16 protein-coding genes are annotated in these 15,947 nt (G+C 65.2%); 10 read left to right on the forward strand and 6 right to left on the reverse strand.

The window, feature by feature from the left end; translation table 11 throughout:
• The first annotated feature begins 15 nt into the window (after window positions 1-15).
• Window positions 16-1,233, forward strand: a complete 1,218-nt coding sequence (locus AC5Y4N_RS03240; RefSeq protein WP_499907044.1) for an NADH:flavin oxidoreductase — start codon at window positions 16-18, stop codon at window positions 1,231-1,233.
• A gap of 74 nt (window positions 1,234-1,307) precedes the next feature.
• On the opposite strand, the gene AC5Y4N_RS03245 is transcribed toward AC5Y4N_RS03240, so the two are convergent.
• The 3 genes from AC5Y4N_RS03245 to AC5Y4N_RS03255 form a co-directional block, all read right to left on the reverse strand.
• Window positions 1,308-1,538, reverse strand: a complete 231-nt coding sequence (locus AC5Y4N_RS03245; protein ID WP_499907046.1) for a hypothetical protein — start codon at window positions 1,536-1,538, stop codon at window positions 1,308-1,310.
• Between the two features lie 156 nt (window positions 1,539-1,694).
• A complete protein-coding gene (locus AC5Y4N_RS03250) occupies window positions 1,695-2,816 on the reverse strand; it encodes an NAD(P)H-dependent flavin oxidoreductase (RefSeq protein ID WP_499907048.1) in 1,122 nt (373 codons plus the stop codon).
• On the reverse strand, window positions 2,816-4,465 hold the full coding sequence (locus tag AC5Y4N_RS03255; protein ID WP_499907050.1) for an acyl-CoA synthetase: 1,650 nt from the start codon (window positions 4,463-4,465) through the stop codon (window positions 2,816-2,818). The genes AC5Y4N_RS03250 and AC5Y4N_RS03255 overlap by 1 nt, the downstream gene beginning before the upstream one ends.
• A 49-nt stretch (window positions 4,466-4,514) precedes the next feature.
• Here AC5Y4N_RS03255 and AC5Y4N_RS03260 point away from each other — a divergent pair, with 49 nt between their 5' ends.
• Together AC5Y4N_RS03260 and AC5Y4N_RS03265 are read left to right on the forward strand one after the other, a co-directional pair.
• On the forward strand, window positions 4,515-5,315 hold the full coding sequence (locus AC5Y4N_RS03260; RefSeq protein ID WP_499907052.1) for a crotonase/enoyl-CoA hydratase family protein: 801 nt from the start codon (window positions 4,515-4,517) through the stop codon (window positions 5,313-5,315).
• Window positions 5,316-5,470: 155 nt separating this feature from the next.
• A complete protein-coding gene (locus tag AC5Y4N_RS03265; RefSeq protein WP_499907054.1) occupies window positions 5,471-6,307 on the forward strand; it encodes a type IV toxin-antitoxin system AbiEi family antitoxin in 837 nt (278 codons plus the stop codon).
• Between the two features lie 56 nt (window positions 6,308-6,363).
• Here the strand turns inward: AC5Y4N_RS03265 and AC5Y4N_RS03270 are convergent, their stop codons facing one another.
• The 3 genes from AC5Y4N_RS03270 to AC5Y4N_RS03280 are packed head-to-tail and all read right to left on the reverse strand — an operon-like array spanning window position 6,364 to window position 9,412.
• Window positions 6,364-7,587 carry a cytochrome P450 gene (locus tag AC5Y4N_RS03270; RefSeq protein WP_499907056.1) on the reverse strand — a complete coding sequence of 408 codons (1,224 nt, stop codon included), beginning with the start codon at window positions 7,585-7,587 and terminating at the stop codon, window positions 6,364-6,366.
• On the reverse strand, window positions 7,584-8,336 hold the full coding sequence (locus AC5Y4N_RS03275; RefSeq protein WP_499907058.1) for an acetoacetate decarboxylase family protein: 753 nt from the start codon (window positions 8,334-8,336) through the stop codon (window positions 7,584-7,586). The genes AC5Y4N_RS03270 and AC5Y4N_RS03275 overlap by 4 nt, the downstream gene beginning before the upstream one ends.
• A gap of 44 nt (window positions 8,337-8,380) precedes the next feature.
• The gene (locus AC5Y4N_RS03280; RefSeq protein WP_499907060.1) at window positions 8,381-9,412 is read right to left on the reverse strand and encodes an LLM class F420-dependent oxidoreductase; all 1,032 of its coding nucleotides are present in this window, start codon (window positions 9,410-9,412) and stop codon (window positions 8,381-8,383) included.
• A gap of 65 nt (window positions 9,413-9,477) precedes the next feature.
• Here AC5Y4N_RS03280 and AC5Y4N_RS03285 point away from each other — a divergent pair, with 65 nt between their 5' ends.
• The 7 genes from AC5Y4N_RS03285 to AC5Y4N_RS03315 all read left to right on the forward strand — a co-directional run bounded on the left by AC5Y4N_RS03285 (window position 9,478) and on the right by AC5Y4N_RS03315 (window position 15,910).
• On the forward strand, window positions 9,478-10,470 hold the full coding sequence (locus AC5Y4N_RS03285) for a Zn-ribbon domain-containing OB-fold protein (protein ID WP_499907062.1): 993 nt from the start codon (window positions 9,478-9,480) through the stop codon (window positions 10,468-10,470).
• An 11-nt stretch (window positions 10,471-10,481) separates the two neighbouring features.
• Entirely contained in the window at window positions 10,482-11,546 is a 1,065-nt protein-coding gene (locus AC5Y4N_RS03290; protein ID WP_499907064.1) for a thiolase family protein, read from the forward strand.
• Entirely contained in the window at window positions 11,546-12,736 is a 1,191-nt protein-coding gene (locus AC5Y4N_RS03295) for a thiolase family protein (protein ID WP_499907066.1), read from the forward strand. The genes AC5Y4N_RS03290 and AC5Y4N_RS03295 overlap by 1 nt, the downstream gene beginning before the upstream one ends.
• Before the next feature lie 5 nt (window positions 12,737-12,741).
• Entirely contained in the window at window positions 12,742-13,623 is an 882-nt protein-coding gene (locus AC5Y4N_RS03300) for a TIGR03619 family F420-dependent LLM class oxidoreductase (RefSeq protein ID WP_499907481.1), read from the forward strand.
• Window positions 13,620-14,021 (forward strand): nuclear transport factor 2 family protein, encoded by a 402-nt coding sequence (locus tag AC5Y4N_RS03305; protein ID WP_499907483.1) that lies wholly within the window; start codon window positions 13,620-13,622, stop codon window positions 14,019-14,021. The genes AC5Y4N_RS03300 and AC5Y4N_RS03305 overlap by 4 nt, the downstream gene beginning before the upstream one ends.
• A gap of 218 nt (window positions 14,022-14,239) precedes the next feature.
• Window positions 14,240-14,569: a hypothetical protein gene (locus AC5Y4N_RS03310; protein ID WP_499907068.1), complete on the forward strand. Its 330-nt coding sequence runs from the start codon at window positions 14,240-14,242 to the stop codon at window positions 14,567-14,569.
• 192 nt (window positions 14,570-14,761) lie between these two features.
• On the forward strand, window positions 14,762-15,910 hold the full coding sequence (locus tag AC5Y4N_RS03315) for a 3-ketosteroid-9-alpha-monooxygenase, oxygenase component (RefSeq protein ID WP_499907070.1): 1,149 nt from the start codon (window positions 14,762-14,764) through the stop codon (window positions 15,908-15,910).
• Window positions 15,911-15,947 lie beyond the last annotated feature (37 nt).

A 15,947-nucleotide genomic window follows, 5' to 3' on the forward strand; every position in this document is an offset into this window, starting at 1 on the left:
TATATTACGGTGCCAATGGTATCGAAAAGCAGCCCGAACGCGGGATCCGCGGCCTTCACCCCGATGACGCTGGGTCCATTGACCTTGAAGAACAGGTTCATCAAGGCGGCCACCTTCGAAGGGGTGATGCCGCGCGGCCAGGTCACCGACGAGCTGATCGGCTTCCACACCGCCGTCGCCCGAGGTGGCGCCGCGATGACCACAGTGGCCTACTGCGCGATCTCGCCGGGTGGCCGGGTGCACCGCGACACAATCGTCATGAACCGTGAATGCGTGCCCGCACTACGTCGGCTGACGGACGCCGTTCACCACGAAGACGCGCTGGTGTGCGCGCAAATCGGACACGCCGGCCTGGTGGCCAACACCTTGTCCAATCGCACGCCAACCCTGGCACCCACCACGCGTTTCAGCGCACCAGCGATGGCGCGGGTCAGAGGCGCCTCGCGCGAACAGCTCGAAGCCGTGGTCGACGACTTCGGAAGTGCGGCTCGCACTGCGGTCGAGGCTGGGTTCGACGCCATCGAAATCCACATGGGACACGGCTACCTGCTCAGCTCGTTCTTCAGCCCGAATCTGAACAAGCGGACCGACGAATTCGGCGGAGACGTCCGACGGCGCGCGGAGCTGGCACGCCGGGTCGCCGAACGCGTGCGCTCGGTGGTCGGTGGATCAGTCGCCGTCACCGCGAAGTTCAACATGGACGACGGTGTGCGAAAGGGCTTCTGGCTGGCCGACAGCCTGCCCACCGCCGTGATGCTGGAATCCGACGGCCATTTGGACGCCTTGCAACTGACCGGTGGCAGCTCGCTTCTCAACCCGATGTATTACTTTCGTGGCGACGTGCCGATGGAGGAGTTCATCGCTGTGCAGCCCGCGGCCGTCGGTGCGGGATTGCGGATGATCGGTCAGCGTCTGTTCCAGACGTATCCGTTCGAGGAAGCATTCTTCTTCCCGCAAGCCCGTCAGTTCCGCGCGGTGTTGCGCATGCCGCTGATCCTGCTCGGCGGCATCAACCGGCTCGACACCGTCGAAAGGGCGCTCGGCGAAGGGTTCGAGTTCGTCGCGATGGCACGCGCACTCCTGCGAGATCCCAATACGGTCAACAAGTTTCGTGACGGTCAGACCACCGAGGGCTTGTGTATCCACTGCCAGAAGTGCATGCCCACCGTCTACACCGGCACACGTTGCGTCATCCGCGACACGCAGGCGGAGATCGCCGCGTCGCCTCGCTAGGCGAGCTCCGGCGTTCGCTCGACACGAGAGACAAACCCGGATGCCTTTCGCATCCGGGCTTGGGGTCTGTCAGCTCATCGGTACCAGGACTGGATGTCGGCGGCATGGCGCTGGTGCCATGACTGCAATTCGCCCTGCTGGTATTGCGTCGTGTGGCTTGGCGCCGGTGCATACGACGGAGATGTCGAGGGCGTTTCGGCGTGGCTGGCGGTGGCGGTGCCGAGCGCGATCAGCGCGGGGGCGGCGGCCAGCACCGCACAGGCAGCAACTCGGCGCATCCACGTGGCGGTGGTCTGAGTGGTCATTGAATTCTCCTGTCTGCGTTGGCATTTCGGTCCGTCTCCCGGTGTGTTCCGGTGATGTACCTACTGTGCCGCAGCAGAAGAGAGGTGTCTGTCAGGCGACCGGCCCCTGCGCCGGAGTAATCCGGCGTCCCCTGATCGGGGGACGGTCGTCAGCCGCTACCGGCCGGCGATCTCGTCGAGGCGCCGGGTGGCCGCCTCGAAGCCGTCGACCAGCTCGGCGATGATCTCGGCGACCGGGCGGATCTCGTTCATCCGGCCGACGATCTGGCCGACCGGCATTGCGACGACCGTGGGGTCGTTCGACTCGTTCATCCGCTGATGCGCCTCGGACACCAAGATGTTCTGCAGCGGCATCGGCAGCGGCTCGGGCGCATCAGGCGCGTCCCAGGCATCGGTCCAGCGGCTCTTCAGCAGCCGGGCCGGCTTGCCGGTGTAGATGCGGCGCCGCACCGTGTCACTGGACGTGGCGTTGAGGAGCGCCCGCTGGATCGTCGACACCCCGGATTCGTCGCGCGCGCCCAAGTGGTACTCGGCCGACGTCAGAAACGCCGAACCCATCCACACCCCGGAAGCGCCGAGTGCCAGCGCCGCCGCCACCTGCCGGCCGGTGCCGATGCCGCCGGCCGCAAGCACCGGTGCCCGGCCTTGCAGCGCGTCGACGATTTCCGGCCACAGCACCATCGAACCGATCTCGCCGGTGTGCCCGCCGGCCTCATGGCCCTGGGCGACGACGATGTCGACGCCGTTGTCGACGTGCCGTTGCGCGTGCTTTGCGCTGCCGGCCAGCGCCGCAACCGGCACACCGGCCCGATGCGCCTGGTCGATCACGTCCACCGGCGGGGAACCGAGCGCGTTCGCGATCAACGAGATGGGGTGCTTCAATGCCACCTCGACGTGGCTGCGGGCCACCGAATGCAGCCAGCCCAGAACACCTTCCGAGCGCTTCTCGTCATCGGGTAGCGGTGGCACACCAAGGTCCGCCAGCGTCTTGTCGACGAAGTCGCGGTGGCCCTGCGGGATCAGCTTGTTGATGTCGACGGCGGTGCCCTCCGTCGGCACCTTCGCCGGCATCACCACGTCCACGCCGTAGGGCTTGCCGTCGGTGTTGTCGTCCATCCACCGCAGGACGGCTTCGAGATCCTCGGGGTCGTTGAACCGCACGCAGCCGAGCACGCCGAGCCCACCGGCCTTGCTCACCGCAGCTGCTACCCGCTCCGACGGGGTGAAGACGAAGATCGGGTATTCGATGCCGAAGCGGTCGCACAGTTCGGTGCGCATCAGGTTTTCGCCCCGACATGTCGGGTGCTCACCTCGTCGGCCGGCCGGGCCTCGGTCTGCTCTTTGGCCCAGCGGTAGTCGGGCTTGCCGGCCGGTGAGCGTTTCACCTCGTCGGTGTACCAAAGCGCCCGCGGCACTTTGTATCCCGCGATCTCGGACCGTACGAACGCGTCGAGCTCGGCCAGTGTGGGCCGCGTTCCTTCTCGCGGCTGCACCACGGCCGCCACGCACTGCCCGTACCGGTCGTCGGGAACGCCGACCACGAGCGCGTCGAACACGTCCGGGTGGCCTTTGAGCGCGGCCTCGACCTCTTCGGGGTAGATCTTCTCGCCGCCGCTGTTGATCGACACCGATCCGCGCCCCAGCATGGTCACCGTGCCGTCGGCCTCGACCTGCGCGTAGTCGCCGGGAATCGCGTAACGCACACCGTTGATCACCCGGAATGTCTCAGCGGACTTCTTCTCGTCCTTGTAGTAGCCGACGGGCACGTGGCCTTTCTTGGCCAGTACGCCGCGCACTCCAGAGCCGGGCTTGACCTCGTTGCCGTCCTCGTCGAGCACGACGGTCCACTTGTCGATGGTGACTCGCGGTCCGCCGGTGTGCGCTTGGCCCTTGGCGACCAGGCTGGTGCCGCCGAAGCCGGTTTCCGAGGAGCCGATGGAGTCGGTGATCACCCGGTTGGGCAGCAGTTCCAGAAGCTTTTCTTTGATGCTCGGCGAGAACAACGCCGCGGTGCTGGCGAGCAGGAACAGCGACGACAGGTCGTAATCGTTGTCCTTGGTCAGCGCGTCGAGCAGCGGCCGGGCCATTGCGTCGCCGGTGAAGAACAGCAGGTTCACCTTGTGCTTGTGTACGGTCCGCCAGACCTCTTCGGCGTCGAATTCCGGTGCGAGAACGACGGTTCCGCCGGAGAACAGCGCCATCCAGGTGGCCGACTGGGTGGCACCGTGGATCATCGGTGGGATCGGGAAGCGGACCATCGGCGGCCCGGCGGCGGCTTGCTTGGACAGGTCGTATTCGTCCTTGACGTACTCGCCGGTCGCGAAGTCGGTTCCGCCCAGCAGCACGCGGTAGATGTCTTCGTGACGCCACATCACGCCTTTGGGGAAGCCGGTGGTGCCACCGGTGTAGAGCAGGTAGATGTCGTCGGGGCTGCGCTCACCGAAGTCGCGCTCGGGTGAGCCTTGCGAGAGCGCGTCGTAGAACTCCACGCCGCCGTAGCGCTGGTAGTCGTTGTCGCTGCCGTCCTCGACCACCAGGATGGTCTTGATGTTCGGAGTCTCCGGCAAGACGTTGGCCACCCGGTCGGAGTATTGGCGTTCGTGGACCAGCGCCACCATGTCGGAGTTGTCGAAGAGGTAGCGAAGCTCGCTTTCGACGTAGCGGAAGTTGACGTTCACCAGGATCGCGCCGGCTTTGACGATGCCCAGCATCGCAATCACGATCTCGATGCGGTTGCGGCAGTACAGCCCGACCTTGTCGTCTTTCTTGACCCCGTGATCCAGAAGGTAGTGCGCGAGGCGGTTGGCCTTCTCCTCCAGCTCTGCGTACGTGATCTGCTCGTCGCCGCAGATCAGCGCGACACGATCAGGCACGGCGTCGATGGCGTGCTCGGCAAGGTCTGCGATGTTCAAGGCCACGGAGCCCAAATTAGAACGTGTTACATTTCATGACAAGTCTGCAGGAAGGTGAGCGACTGTGAGCGAGTCCGACAAAGACGCCGACGCCCTCATTGAGCAGCGCGGACACACCCTGATCGTGACGCTGAACCGGCCGGAGGCGCGCAACGCGCTGTCCACCGAGATGCTCTCGATAATGGTCGAGGCGTGGGACCGCGTCGACAATGATCCGGACATTCGCTCCTGCATCCTCACCGGCGCCGGTGGCTACTTCTGCGCGGGCATGGACCTCAAGGCGGCGACGGCCCGCCCGCCGGGCGAGTCGTTCAAAGACGGCAGTTACGACCCGTCGCGCATCGACGCGTTGTTGAAGGGCCGGCGGCTGACCAAGCCGTTGATCGCGGCGGTCGAAGGCCCGGCGATCGCGGGTGGGACTGAGATCCTGCAAGCCACCGACATCCGGGTGGCCGGTGAGAGCGCGAAATTCGGTGTGTCCGAAGCGAAGTGGAGCTTGTACCCGATGGGTGGCTCAGCCGTGCGGCTGCCGCGGCAAATCCCGTACACGCTGGCCGCCGACATCCTGCTGACCGGGCGGCACCTCACGGCTGCCGAGGCGAAGGAGATCGGACTGATCGGGTACGTGGTGCCGGACGGTCAGGCGCTGAACAAGGCGTTGGAGATCGCCGAGACGATCAACAACAACGGCCCGCTGGCAGTGCAGGCGATCCTGCGCTCCATCCGCGAGACCGAGGGTATGCCCGAGAACGAGGCGTTCAAGATCGACACGCAGCTGGGTATCCAGGTCTTCTTGTCCGAGGACGCGAAAGAGGGCCCGCGCGCCTTCAAAGAGAAGCGCAAGCCGGAGTTCAAGGGCCGCTAGCTCCTTTCCTCTCACGCTTTCCCTCTCACGCTTTCCCTCTCACTCTTTCGCTCTCACCCTTTCGCCGAGCGTGAGCGCACTGCGACATCTCGGCCGATTTTTCGCAGCCGGCTCACGTTCGGCGACGTGTCGGTCGCTGTCAGCAGACTTCGGCCATGGACGAGCCATTTATCGGGAGCGAGGCCGTCGCATCCGGACGCCTCACGCCGTATCAATTGCGCAGCAGGTTCGTCGCGGTCCACAAGGACATCTACCTCCCGCGCGACACAAAGATGACCGCTGTCTCGCGAGCCAAGGCGGCGTGGCTGTGGTCGAGACGGGAAGACGTGATCGCCGGCCGGTCCGCTGCCGCGCTGCACGGCGCGAAATGGGTCGATGCGCATCTGCCCGCAGAGGTGTTGTCGGACAACCGAAGACCGCCGAAGGGAATACGCACCTGGTCTGATCGCTGGGCCGACGACGAGGTGGAGTGGAAAAGCGGCATCCGCTTGACGACGCCGGCCCGCACGGCACTCGACATTGCGTGCCGGTATCCGCTCGACAACGCAGTCGCGGCCGTCGACGCGCTGGCCCGTGCTACCCAGCTGAAGATGGCCGACGTCGAGTTGCTGGCTGAACGGTATGCGGGCCGAAGGGGCATTCGGAATGCGCGCAGGGTGCTCGAGCTCGTCGACCCGGGCGCCGAATCCCCTCGCGAAACATGGCTGCGGCTCTTGCTGATTCGGGCAGGCTTTCCGCGCCCCCAGACCCAGATCCCGGTTTACGACGAATACGGGGTGCTGATTGCCGTCGTGGATATGGGGTGGGAGGACATCAAGGTCGGCGCGGACTACGAAGGCGATTATCACCTGGACCGGCGGCGGGCCAACAAGGACATCCGTCGCGCCGAGGGCTTGGCCCAGCAGGGCTGGATCGACGTGCGCGTCACCGTTGAGGACTGCGCACCGGACATCATCCGCCGGGTCAGGGACGCTCGCGCCCGCCGAGCGTGAGCTGGTTGCGAGAAATCAGCCGAGATTTCGCAGTGCGCTCACGCTCGGTGAAAAGGCTAGGCGCCGACGGGCTTGGTGGGCGTGAACCGCACCGGCATCTTCTCCAGCCCGCTCACGAAGTTCGCCGGCCGCAGCGGCAGCGGATCATCAGAGGCCAGCTCCATGTCCGGCAGCCGCTGCAGGAGCTTGGTCTGCATCACCGAAAGCTCAAGGCGCGCAAGCTGATTGCCCAAACAGAAGTGGGTCCCGAAGCCGAACGCCATGTGGTTGTTGGGATAGCGGTCGATTCGGAAGTTCTCAGGATCACCGAACACCTTCTCGTCGAAGTTCGCCGACTCGAACAGCAGGATGACCTTTTCCCCCTGCTTCAACTGCGTGCCGTGGAACTCGACGTCTGCAGTGATAGTGCGCGCCATGTTCTTCACCGGTGAGGTCCAGCGCAGCATCTCTTCAATTGCATTGGGCAGCAGCGATAAATCGTTCACCAACCGCTGATGCTGATCAGGGTGGCGGAGCAGCTGCGCGGTGCCGCCGGACAACGTGTGCCGGGTGGTCTCGTCGCCGCCGATCAGCAGCAGCAGCACCTCAGTGACGATCTCGTGGTCAGCCAGCTTCTCGCCGTCCACTTCGGCGTGCACCAGCACACTCACCAGGTCGTCGGTGGGCTCTTTTTTCCGGGCCTCGATCATGCCGGTCATGTATTCGGTGTAGGCCGCGAATGCGTCCATCGAGACCTGGAAGTCTTCTTCTGCGGTCGTGCTGCTCAAGAAGCTCACCATGTCGTCGGACCACTTGAGGAACATCTCGCGTTCCTCCGGCAGCACCCCGAGCATGTCGCCGATCACCGCCATCGGCAACGGCGCCGCGATGTCCCAGACGAAGTCGCATTCGCCGCGCTCGCAGACCGCGTCGATCAGCCGGTCGCACAGCGCGGCGATGGCCGGCTCCCTGTCCCGTACCCGTTTTCGCGTGAAGCCGGCGTTGACGAGCTTGCGGCGCAATAGATGTGCGGGATCGTCCATCGCGATCATCATCGGCGGCGCTTCTTGGTCCGGCCTGATGCCGCCGGCATTGGAGAACAGCTCCGGCTGACGCTCGGCGTCGATCACCGCCTGGTAGGACGCGACGCCGGCCAGCCCGTTGCGATCGCGAAACACCGGCTCGTGCTCCCGCATCCACTTGTACACCGACCGGGAGTCGCCGGCGTAGAAGGCACCGTCGGTGAGATCTACGTCAGGCCTGGTCGCCTTCGGCGGAGCCGAAGAAACAGCTTCCGTCACCGCACAACCTCCCGGGCGTCACCGAACGACATCTCGACGTTCTCAACGGAACTGGACAGCATCGCCCGCTTCGGTAAGCCCAGTGATGCTAGTTCCTTGGCATAGGGATGGTCCCCCAGCCACATTCGAACGCCGCCCACGCGATTGCGCACACCCGTACTCGACATCTCGAATTCCGTTTCGCGCGTGACGCCGTCGCGACACGAGTACGTGCGCTGCGCTTGGCTCCGTGGAGTCAGCGCAATCGGCAGGCCTCGCCGGAACTCCATGCCGACGACGAACTGCCCGTCGATGTTCAGGTCGAAACCGAATTGGCGGCCTTCGCGAATCGTGAACTCGCCCATCACTTTTGGATAGCCCCAGATGGTGGTGCCCGCCTCGAGCGTGAACTCCTGGTCGACGGGAAGGTGATGGATGAAGGCACCGGCGGACTGCAGGGCACGGGGACCGCTCGCCGTCGAGCCGGGTGGGTTGACCATCACGTTGGTGCCGAACTCGTAGTACTGGCCCAGGTCGCCGTCGATGTAATGCATCAGCATCAGGATCACCACAGCGCGGCCGGGCAGCACCCGGCAGACCTTAAGGCCGCTGTAGTCGATGAGCCGTTGCGCGGCGTCGGCGTCCACGAAGAACATCGCCATGTGCTGCTGCGCTTTGCGGATCTCGACTGGCATGGTGAGCACTTGGCCGGCGATCGTGTGCCGGGAGGCTGCCCGCGATGAGCCACTCGGGCGAAGAGCATCGGACATGGCGCTCACTGTAGAACGTGTTCTAAATCACCGACAAGCAATAGCTAGATCAACTCGGCGAGGCGCTTGATCTCGTCGGCACTGCGCGCGGTCACCACCATCATCGTGACCCCCGCGGCTTCCCAGACGGCAACCTGCTTACGCACGTAGTCAACGTCGCCGACGATCGCGGCGTCGTCGACCACCTCGTCGGGGATGATCTTGGCGGCTTCGTCCTTGCGGTTGGCGCGGAACAGCTTGGTGACCTCGTCCACCACCTCGCCATAGCCCATGCGGCGGTAGACGTCGGCGTGGAAGTTGGTGTCCTCTGCACCCATGCCACCCATGTACAGGGCGAGGAAGGGCTTCATCGCCTCGAACGTTGCCGCGCGGTCGTCGGTGATCACGATGTTCGCGGTGGCGCACACCTCGAAGGTGTCGCGGGTGCGACGCGCGCCCGGTCGGGCGAACCCTTCGTCGAGCCACTCGTTGTACATGTCCGCTAGCCGCGGGGTGTAGAAGATCGGCAGCCAGCCGTCGCAGACTTCCGCGGCAAGCGCAATGTTCTTCGGTCCTTCGGCTCCCAAAAATATCGGGATGTCGGCGCGCAGCGGATGGGTGATCGGCTTGAGCGCCTTGCCGAGTCCGGTGGTGCCCTCTCCCCGCAGCGGCAGCGGGTAGTGGGGGCCGTCGCTGGTCACGGGAGCTTCGCGAGCCCAGACTTGGCGCACGATGTCGATGTACTCGCGGGTGCGGGCCAGCGGCTTGGGGAACTTCTGCCCGTACCAGCCCTCGACCACCTGCGGCCCGGACACGCCGAGCCCGAGGATGTGCCGGCCGCCGGACAGGTGGTCCAGCGTCAGTGCGGCCATCGCGCAGGCCGTTGGCGTGCGCGCGGACAGCTGCACCACCGAGGTACCCAGCCGAAGCCGCTGCGTCGACGACCCCCACCAGGCCAGTGGCGTGTAGGCGTCGGAACCCCACGCTTCGGCGGTGAAGATGGCGTCGAACCCAGCCTCCTCCGCCGCCGCGATCAGTTCGGGGGCGTTCGTCGGCGGCTGAGCACCCCAGTACCCCAATTGCAAGCCGAGCTTCATGACTCACCTCTCTTGGCCGCCACCGCTTCTTGCGACAGTTCTTAGAACCTGTTCTACTCGTTGGCGTGACTGTCAGCCAAAGTAGTCCGGCCTCGATTGACACATCCCAACCGCCCCTTTCGGCGCCTTTGAAACTGGCCTTTGACTACACCCGTTCGGTCGGGCCGGTCCTTGGCCAGTTCTTCACCGCACTGCGCGAGCGGCGCATCGTGGGGGTCCGCGGATCCGACGGGCGCGTGTACGTGCCGCCGGCCGAGTACGACCCCATCACGTACGAGCCGCTGCGCGAGATCGTACCGGTGCAAAGCGTCGGCACCGTGGTGTCGTGGACGTGGCAGCCGCAGCCGCTGGAGGGACAACCGCTGCAACGACCCTTCGCGTGGGCGCTGATCAAGCTCGACGGCGCCGACGTCCCGCTGGTGCATGCGGTCGACGCGCAGACACCAGACGCGATCAGCACCGGCACTCGAGTGCATGCGCACTGGGTCGACGAGCCGGTGGGCGCGATCACCGACATCGCGTACTTCGCACTGGGCGAAGAAGCCGAACCCGGCGGGCAGACCACCGACGACCGGGACCCGGTGAAGACCGTCGTGATCCCGTCCAGCATCGAGGTCCAGCACAGCGCGTCGCATCCGGAAAGCGCGTATCTGCGTGCGCTGCGAGAGGGCAAGCTGCTCGGCGCGCGGTCCGGCAAGAACGGCAAGGTGTATTTCCCCGCGCGCGAAGCCGATCCGGCCACCGGGGAGCCGCTCGACGAGTTCGTCGAACTGCCGGACAAGGGCACGGTGACCACATTCGCCGTCATCAACATCCCGTTCGCCGGACAGCGGATCAAGCCGCCGTACGTCGCGGCGTACGTGCTGCTCGACGGCGCCGACATTCCGTTTTTGCACCTGGTCACCGAGATCGACGCGTCGGAGGTCCGGATGGGCATGCGTGTCGAGGCCGTGTGGAAACCCCGCGAGGAGTGGGATTTCGGCATCGACAACATCGACCACTTCCGGCCCACCGGCGAGCCCGACGCCGACTACGACACCTACAAGCACCACCTCTAGAAGGACCGCCCGTGACTGAACGCGACATTGCGGTCGTCGGATTCGCGCACGCCCCGCACGTGCGCCGCACCGACGGCACCACCAACGGCGTCGAAATGCTGATGCCGTGTTTCCACCAGCTCTACGACGACCTGGGCATCACCAAGGGCGACATCGGATTTTGGTGCTCCGGCTCTTCGGATTACCTTGCTGGACGGGCTTTTTCGTTCATCTCGGCAATCGACTCGATCGGCGCGGTGCCGCCGATCAACGAGTCGCACGTGGAGATGGACGCGGCATGGGCCCTCTACGAGGCCTACATCAAGCTGCTCACCGGCGAGGTCGACACCGCGCTGGTGTACGGGTTCGGCAAGTCGTCGGCCGGCACCTTGCGCCGAGTGCTGGCGCTGCAGACCGATCCCTACACCGTCGCTCCGCTGTGGCCCGACTCGGTGTCGATCGCGGGACTGCAGGCGCGGCTGGGCCTCGACGCCGGCAAGTGGACCCAAGAAGCGATGGCGCAGGTGGCGCTCGAGTCGTTCGCGGTGGCCCAGCGCACGGATTCGGAGAAGCCGGCCAAGTCGATCGACGAGTTGCTCGCGCGGCCGTTCTTCGCTGACCCGCTGCGTCGCCACGACATCGCCCCGATCACCGACGGGGCATCGGCGATCGTGCTGGCCGCCGGGGACCGCGCCCGCGAGCTCCGCGAAAACCCCGCGTGGATAACCGGATTCGAGCACCGCATCGAGACCCCGGTGCTCGGTGCTCGCGACCTGACCACGTCTCCGTCGACGGCGGCCGCGGCTCAGGCGGCGACCGGCGGCGACGCCGGCGCCATCGACGTGGCCGAGATCTACGCGCCGTTCACCCATCAGCACCTGATCCTGGTGGAGGCGATCGGGCTGCCGTCGTCGACGACAATCAACCCGTCGGGCGGGACGCTGGCGGCCAACCCGATGTTCTCCGCAGGTCTGGAGCGTATCGGCTTTGCCGCGCAACACATTTGGAATCGCTCGGCGCAGCGGGTGCTGGCGCATGCCACGAGCGGCCCTGCGCTGCAACAGAATCTGGTCGCGGTACTGGAGGGAAAGAACTAGTGGCCGGACAACTGGCCGCGGTGCTGGGCACCGGGCAGACCAAGTACGTCGCCAAGCGTCAGGACGTGTCGATGAACGGCATGGTGCGCGAGGCGATCGACAGGGCGCTCGCCGACTCGGGTTCGACGTTCGACGACATCGACGCCGTGGTCGTGGGCAAGGCGCCGGACTTCTTCGAGGGCGTCATGATGCCCGAACTGTTCATGGCCGACGCGGTCGGCGCCACGAACAAGCCGTTGATCCGCGTACACACTGCAGGCTCGGTCGGCGGGTCCACCGGTGTGGTGGCGGCCAGCCTGGTGCAGTCGGGGAAGTACCGCCGCGTGCTGGCGATGGCCTGGGAGAAGCAGTCTGAGTCGAATGCGATGTGGGCGTTGAGCATTCCGGTGCCGTTCACCAAGCCGGTCGGTGCCGGCGCGGGCGGCTACTTCGCGCCGCACGTGCGCGCCTACATCCGGCGATCCGGGGCACCCACGCACATCGGCGCGATGGTGGCGGTCAAGGACAGGCTGAACGGCGCCAAGAATCCGCTGGCACACCTGCAGCAGTCCGACATCACGATCGAGAAGGTGCTCAGCTCCCAGATGCTCTGGGATCCCATCCGATTCGACGAGACCTGCCCGTCGTCGGACGGCGCGTGCGCGTTGGTGATCGGCAACGAGGAGATTTCAGATGCGCGGGTGGCCGAGGGTCATCCGGTCGCCTGGATTCACGCGACAGCCCTGCGTACCGAACCGCTGGCCTACTCCGGGCGCGACCAGGTCAACCCGCAGGCGGGCCGTGACGCGGCCGCAGCGCTGTGGAAAGCCGCCGGCATCAAGAGCCCGATCGACGAGATCGACGTGGCCGAGATCTATGTGCCGTTCTCGTGGTTCGAGCCGATGTGGCTGGAGAACCTGGGCTTCGCCCCTGAAGGAGAAGGCTGGAAGCTGACCGAGGCAGGCGAAACCGCGATCGGCGGTCGGCTGCCGGTCAACCCGTCCGGCGGCGTGCTGTCGTCGAACCCGATCGGCGCTTCTGGTCTGATCCGGTTCGCGGAGGCCGCAATACAGGTGATGGGCAAGGGCGAGGCGCATCAAGTGCCCGGCGCCCGTAAGGCGCTCGGCCACGCATATGGCGGTGGTTCTCAGTACTACTCGATGTGGGTGGTGGGCAGCGACAAGCCGGCCGCCGAGACGGCCGCGGCATGAGCCGGATGAAGTACACCTGCAGCATCGCGATGGGTCCCATCGACGAGTTGCTCGACATCGCGAGAACCGCCGAGGAAGTCGGCTTCGACTCCATCGCGCTGCCCGACTCGCTGTTCTACATGGAAAAGCAGTCGGCGGACTACCCGTACACGGCTGACGGCTCGCGGATGTGGGACGAGAACACCCCGTGGGTGGACCCGCTGATCGCGGCGGCCGCGATGGGTGCGGTGACGTCGACGCTGCGGTTCTACACCAACGTGATGAAGCTGGGCTCGCGCCAGCCGCTGCTGCTGGCCCGCCAGGTCGGCTCGGTGGCCAACCTGACCAACAACCGCTTCGGATTCGGTGTCGGGATCGGCTGGGCCCCCGAAGAATTCGAGTGGTGCGGGGTTCCGTACCGCAGGCGGGGCGCACGCGTCGACGAGATGATCGACGTGATCAAGCTGGTGCTCGGCGGCGGGATGGTGGAATTCCACGGCGAGTTCTTCGACTTCGGCCGACTGCAGATGAGCCCCGCGCCCACGCAGCCGGTGCCGTTCTACATCGGCGGCCACACCGACGTCGCGCTGAGGCGGGCGGCCCGCGTCGGTGACGGCTGGACCAGCGCGATGATGACTGCCGAGCAGATCGCCGAAACCGTCGGCAAACTCCACGCATACCGCCAGGAGTACGGCCGCGCCGACACGCCATTCGAGATCCAGGTTGTCTGCATCGACAAATTCGGTGTCGACGGACACCGCGAACTCGCCGAAATCGGCGTCACAGACAACATCGTCATTCCATGGGTTTTCGAGGGGCTGGGCTTCGACGCGCCGCTGTCGGCCAAGCAGGATTCGATGAAACGGTTCGCCGACACCTACATCCACTCGGGGTGGCAGAACGCGTGAACCAGGCCCACATCGCCGGCCAGCGCTCACGAGATGCGGTGGCGGCCCGAGACAAGCAGGCGTGGCTGGACGTATTCGCCGACGACGCGATCGTCGAAGATCCCATCGGTCCGTCCGCGTTCGACCCTGAAGGCAAGGGACACCGGGGCAAGGAAGCCATCGCGGCGTTCTGGGACAAAGCAATCGCTCCCACGGATCGCATCGAGTTCAATTTCGTCGACACGTTCCAGTGCGGCAACGAGGAGGCCAACGTCGGATTCATCGTGATCACGATGGGTGGTCACCAGATCACCGCCGACGGCGTCTTCACATACAAGGCCGACGACGACGGCAAGCTCGTCGCACTGCGCGCGTACTGGGAGATGGACCGGGCCGCCAAGACCGCCCGCAAGGTCTAGCGCGCCGGTTTGCCGCATCGCCCCGTCACCTGTGGCGCTTGATTTGCCATCGCGTTCAGCGACGCATCATTTGTTCCGTAATCATTTTGCTGACGGGTCTTGCCAGCGCGCCCTAGTGCGGCGCATGCTGTTTGCTAGCACGACGACCGCAGGGGGACGAAATCATGGCATCTGGACGGCATGGACGTTGGCTTCTGTTTGCAGGGATGGTCACCGCGGTGACTGTGGGAAGTGGCGTGTCGGCTGGATTCGCCGCCGCGCAGCCGGCCGTCGAGGATGCCTGCACCAGTGCGCTCGGCACCGCCCTGAGCGGCATTCCGTGGATGCCTGACTTGACCAGCCTGTTCGGCCCCGGCTACACCGGCCCGGGCGTGAACGTCAACAGCGGCAACAACATCTCGATCCAGACCGGACCCAACAATGTGACTCCGAGTCAGGTCTCCAGTGTGGGCAACAACACCAGCACGAATGACAGCGCCACCACCTGCTGCATCAACGGCCGCTGCTGCGTGAGCACCGGCGGAGGCCCCGCCAGCTGCACGCCCTGATTGCTACTCGGTAACGTGAGTTCGCTGCGGTAGCGGGCCCCGTAACGCTCGGGCGCTTGCCGGTCGGCGCGCCGTCGAACCCGAAGAGGACCCTCGGTCATATATGGAGCATCGCCGGCCTGCGCTTATTGCATCTGCATCCGGCAAAACTGTAACGTGTTCTAGTTAGAGAACACGACTGGAGGCGCCGACGTGACTACCGAAGCCGCGGGTTACCGCGAAATCGACTCGGGCACCCTGCCGGACAGGTATGCGCGGGGCTGGCACTGCCTTGGCCCGGTCAAGGAATTCACCGACGGGCAGCCGCACGCGATCGAGGCGTTTGGCACCAAGCTGGTGGTTTTCGCAGACTCGCACGGGGACTTGCATGTGCTCGACGGGTACTGTCGACACATGGGCGGTGACCTGACCCAGGGCACCATCAAGGGCGACGAGATCGCGTGCCCGTTCCACGACTGGCGCTGGGGCGGAGACGGCAAGTGCAAGCTGGTGCCATACGCCAAGCGCACCCCGCGGCTGGCCCGCACCCGGTCGTGGCATACCGACATTCGCAGCGGCCTGCTGTTCGTCTGGCACGACCACGAGGGCAACCCACCGCAGCCCGAAGTGCGGATCCCCGAGATTCCAGAGTGGGCCAGCGACGAGTGGACGGATTGGCGGTGGAACCGCGAACTGATTCCGTCGAACTGCCGCGACATCATCGACAACGTCACCGACATGGCGCACTTTTTCTACATCCATTTCGGGCTGCCGACGTACTTCAAGAATGTGTTCGAAGGCCACATCGCGTCGCAGTATCTGCACAACGTCGGCCGCCCTGACGTAGACCTCGGCGGTTCCGCCTATACGGAATCCCATCTGGATTCGGAGGCTTCGTATTTCGGCCCGTCGTTCATGATCAACTGGCTGCACAACAACTACGGCGGCTACAAGGCGGAGTCGATTCTGATCAACTGCCACTATCCGGTGACCCAGGAATCGTTCATGCTCCAGTGGGGCGTGATCGTCCAGAAACCCAAGGGCATGGGCGAGGACGTGACCGAAAAACTCGCCGAGGCAATGACGGTCGGGGTCAGCAAGGGCTTCCTGCAGGACGTCGAGATCTGGAAGAACAAGACGCGCATCGACAACCCACTGCTGGTCGAAGAGGACGGTGCGGTCTATCAGCTGCGCCGCTGGTATCAGCAGTTCTACGTCGACGTCGCCGACGTCACCCCGGAGATGACGGACCGCTTCGAGATCGAGGTGGACACCACCAAGGCAAACGAGTACTGGCAGAAGGAAGTCGAGGAAAACCTGCGGCGCCGGGAGACGCAGAAGGCGGAGCAGAGTTCGACGTGAGTGACGACGCGCAACGTCCCCCGGACGTCGACGAGCT

It is taken from the genome of Mycobacterium sp. NGS19 (assembly GCF_059813155.1).

What these genes read in the sequence shown, in the direction of transcription:
- AC5Y4N_RS03250 (WP_499907048.1), bottom strand. Translation starts at nt 2,816, where the DNA reads ATGCGCACCGAACTGTGCGACCGCTTCGGCATCGAATACCCGATCTTC.
- AC5Y4N_RS03300 (WP_499907481.1), top strand. Translation starts at nt 12,742, where the DNA reads ATGAAGTACACCTGCAGCATCGCGATGGGTCCCATCGACGAGTTGCTC.
- AC5Y4N_RS03245 (WP_499907046.1), bottom strand. Translation starts at nt 1,538, where the DNA reads ATGACCACTCAGACCACCGCCACGTGGATGCGCCGAGTTGCTGCCTGT.
- AC5Y4N_RS03240 (WP_499907044.1), top strand. Translation starts at nt 16, where the DNA reads ATGGTATCGAAAAGCAGCCCGAACGCGGGATCCGCGGCCTTCACCCCG.
- AC5Y4N_RS03275 (WP_499907058.1), bottom strand. Translation starts at nt 8,336, where the DNA reads ATGTCCGATGCTCTTCGCCCGAGTGGCTCATCGCGGGCAGCCTCCCGG.
- AC5Y4N_RS03280 (WP_499907060.1), bottom strand. Translation starts at nt 9,412, where the DNA reads ATGAAGCTCGGCTTGCAATTGGGGTACTGGGGTGCTCAGCCGCCGACG.
- AC5Y4N_RS03265 (WP_499907054.1), top strand. Translation starts at nt 5,471, where the DNA reads ATGGACGAGCCATTTATCGGGAGCGAGGCCGTCGCATCCGGACGCCTC.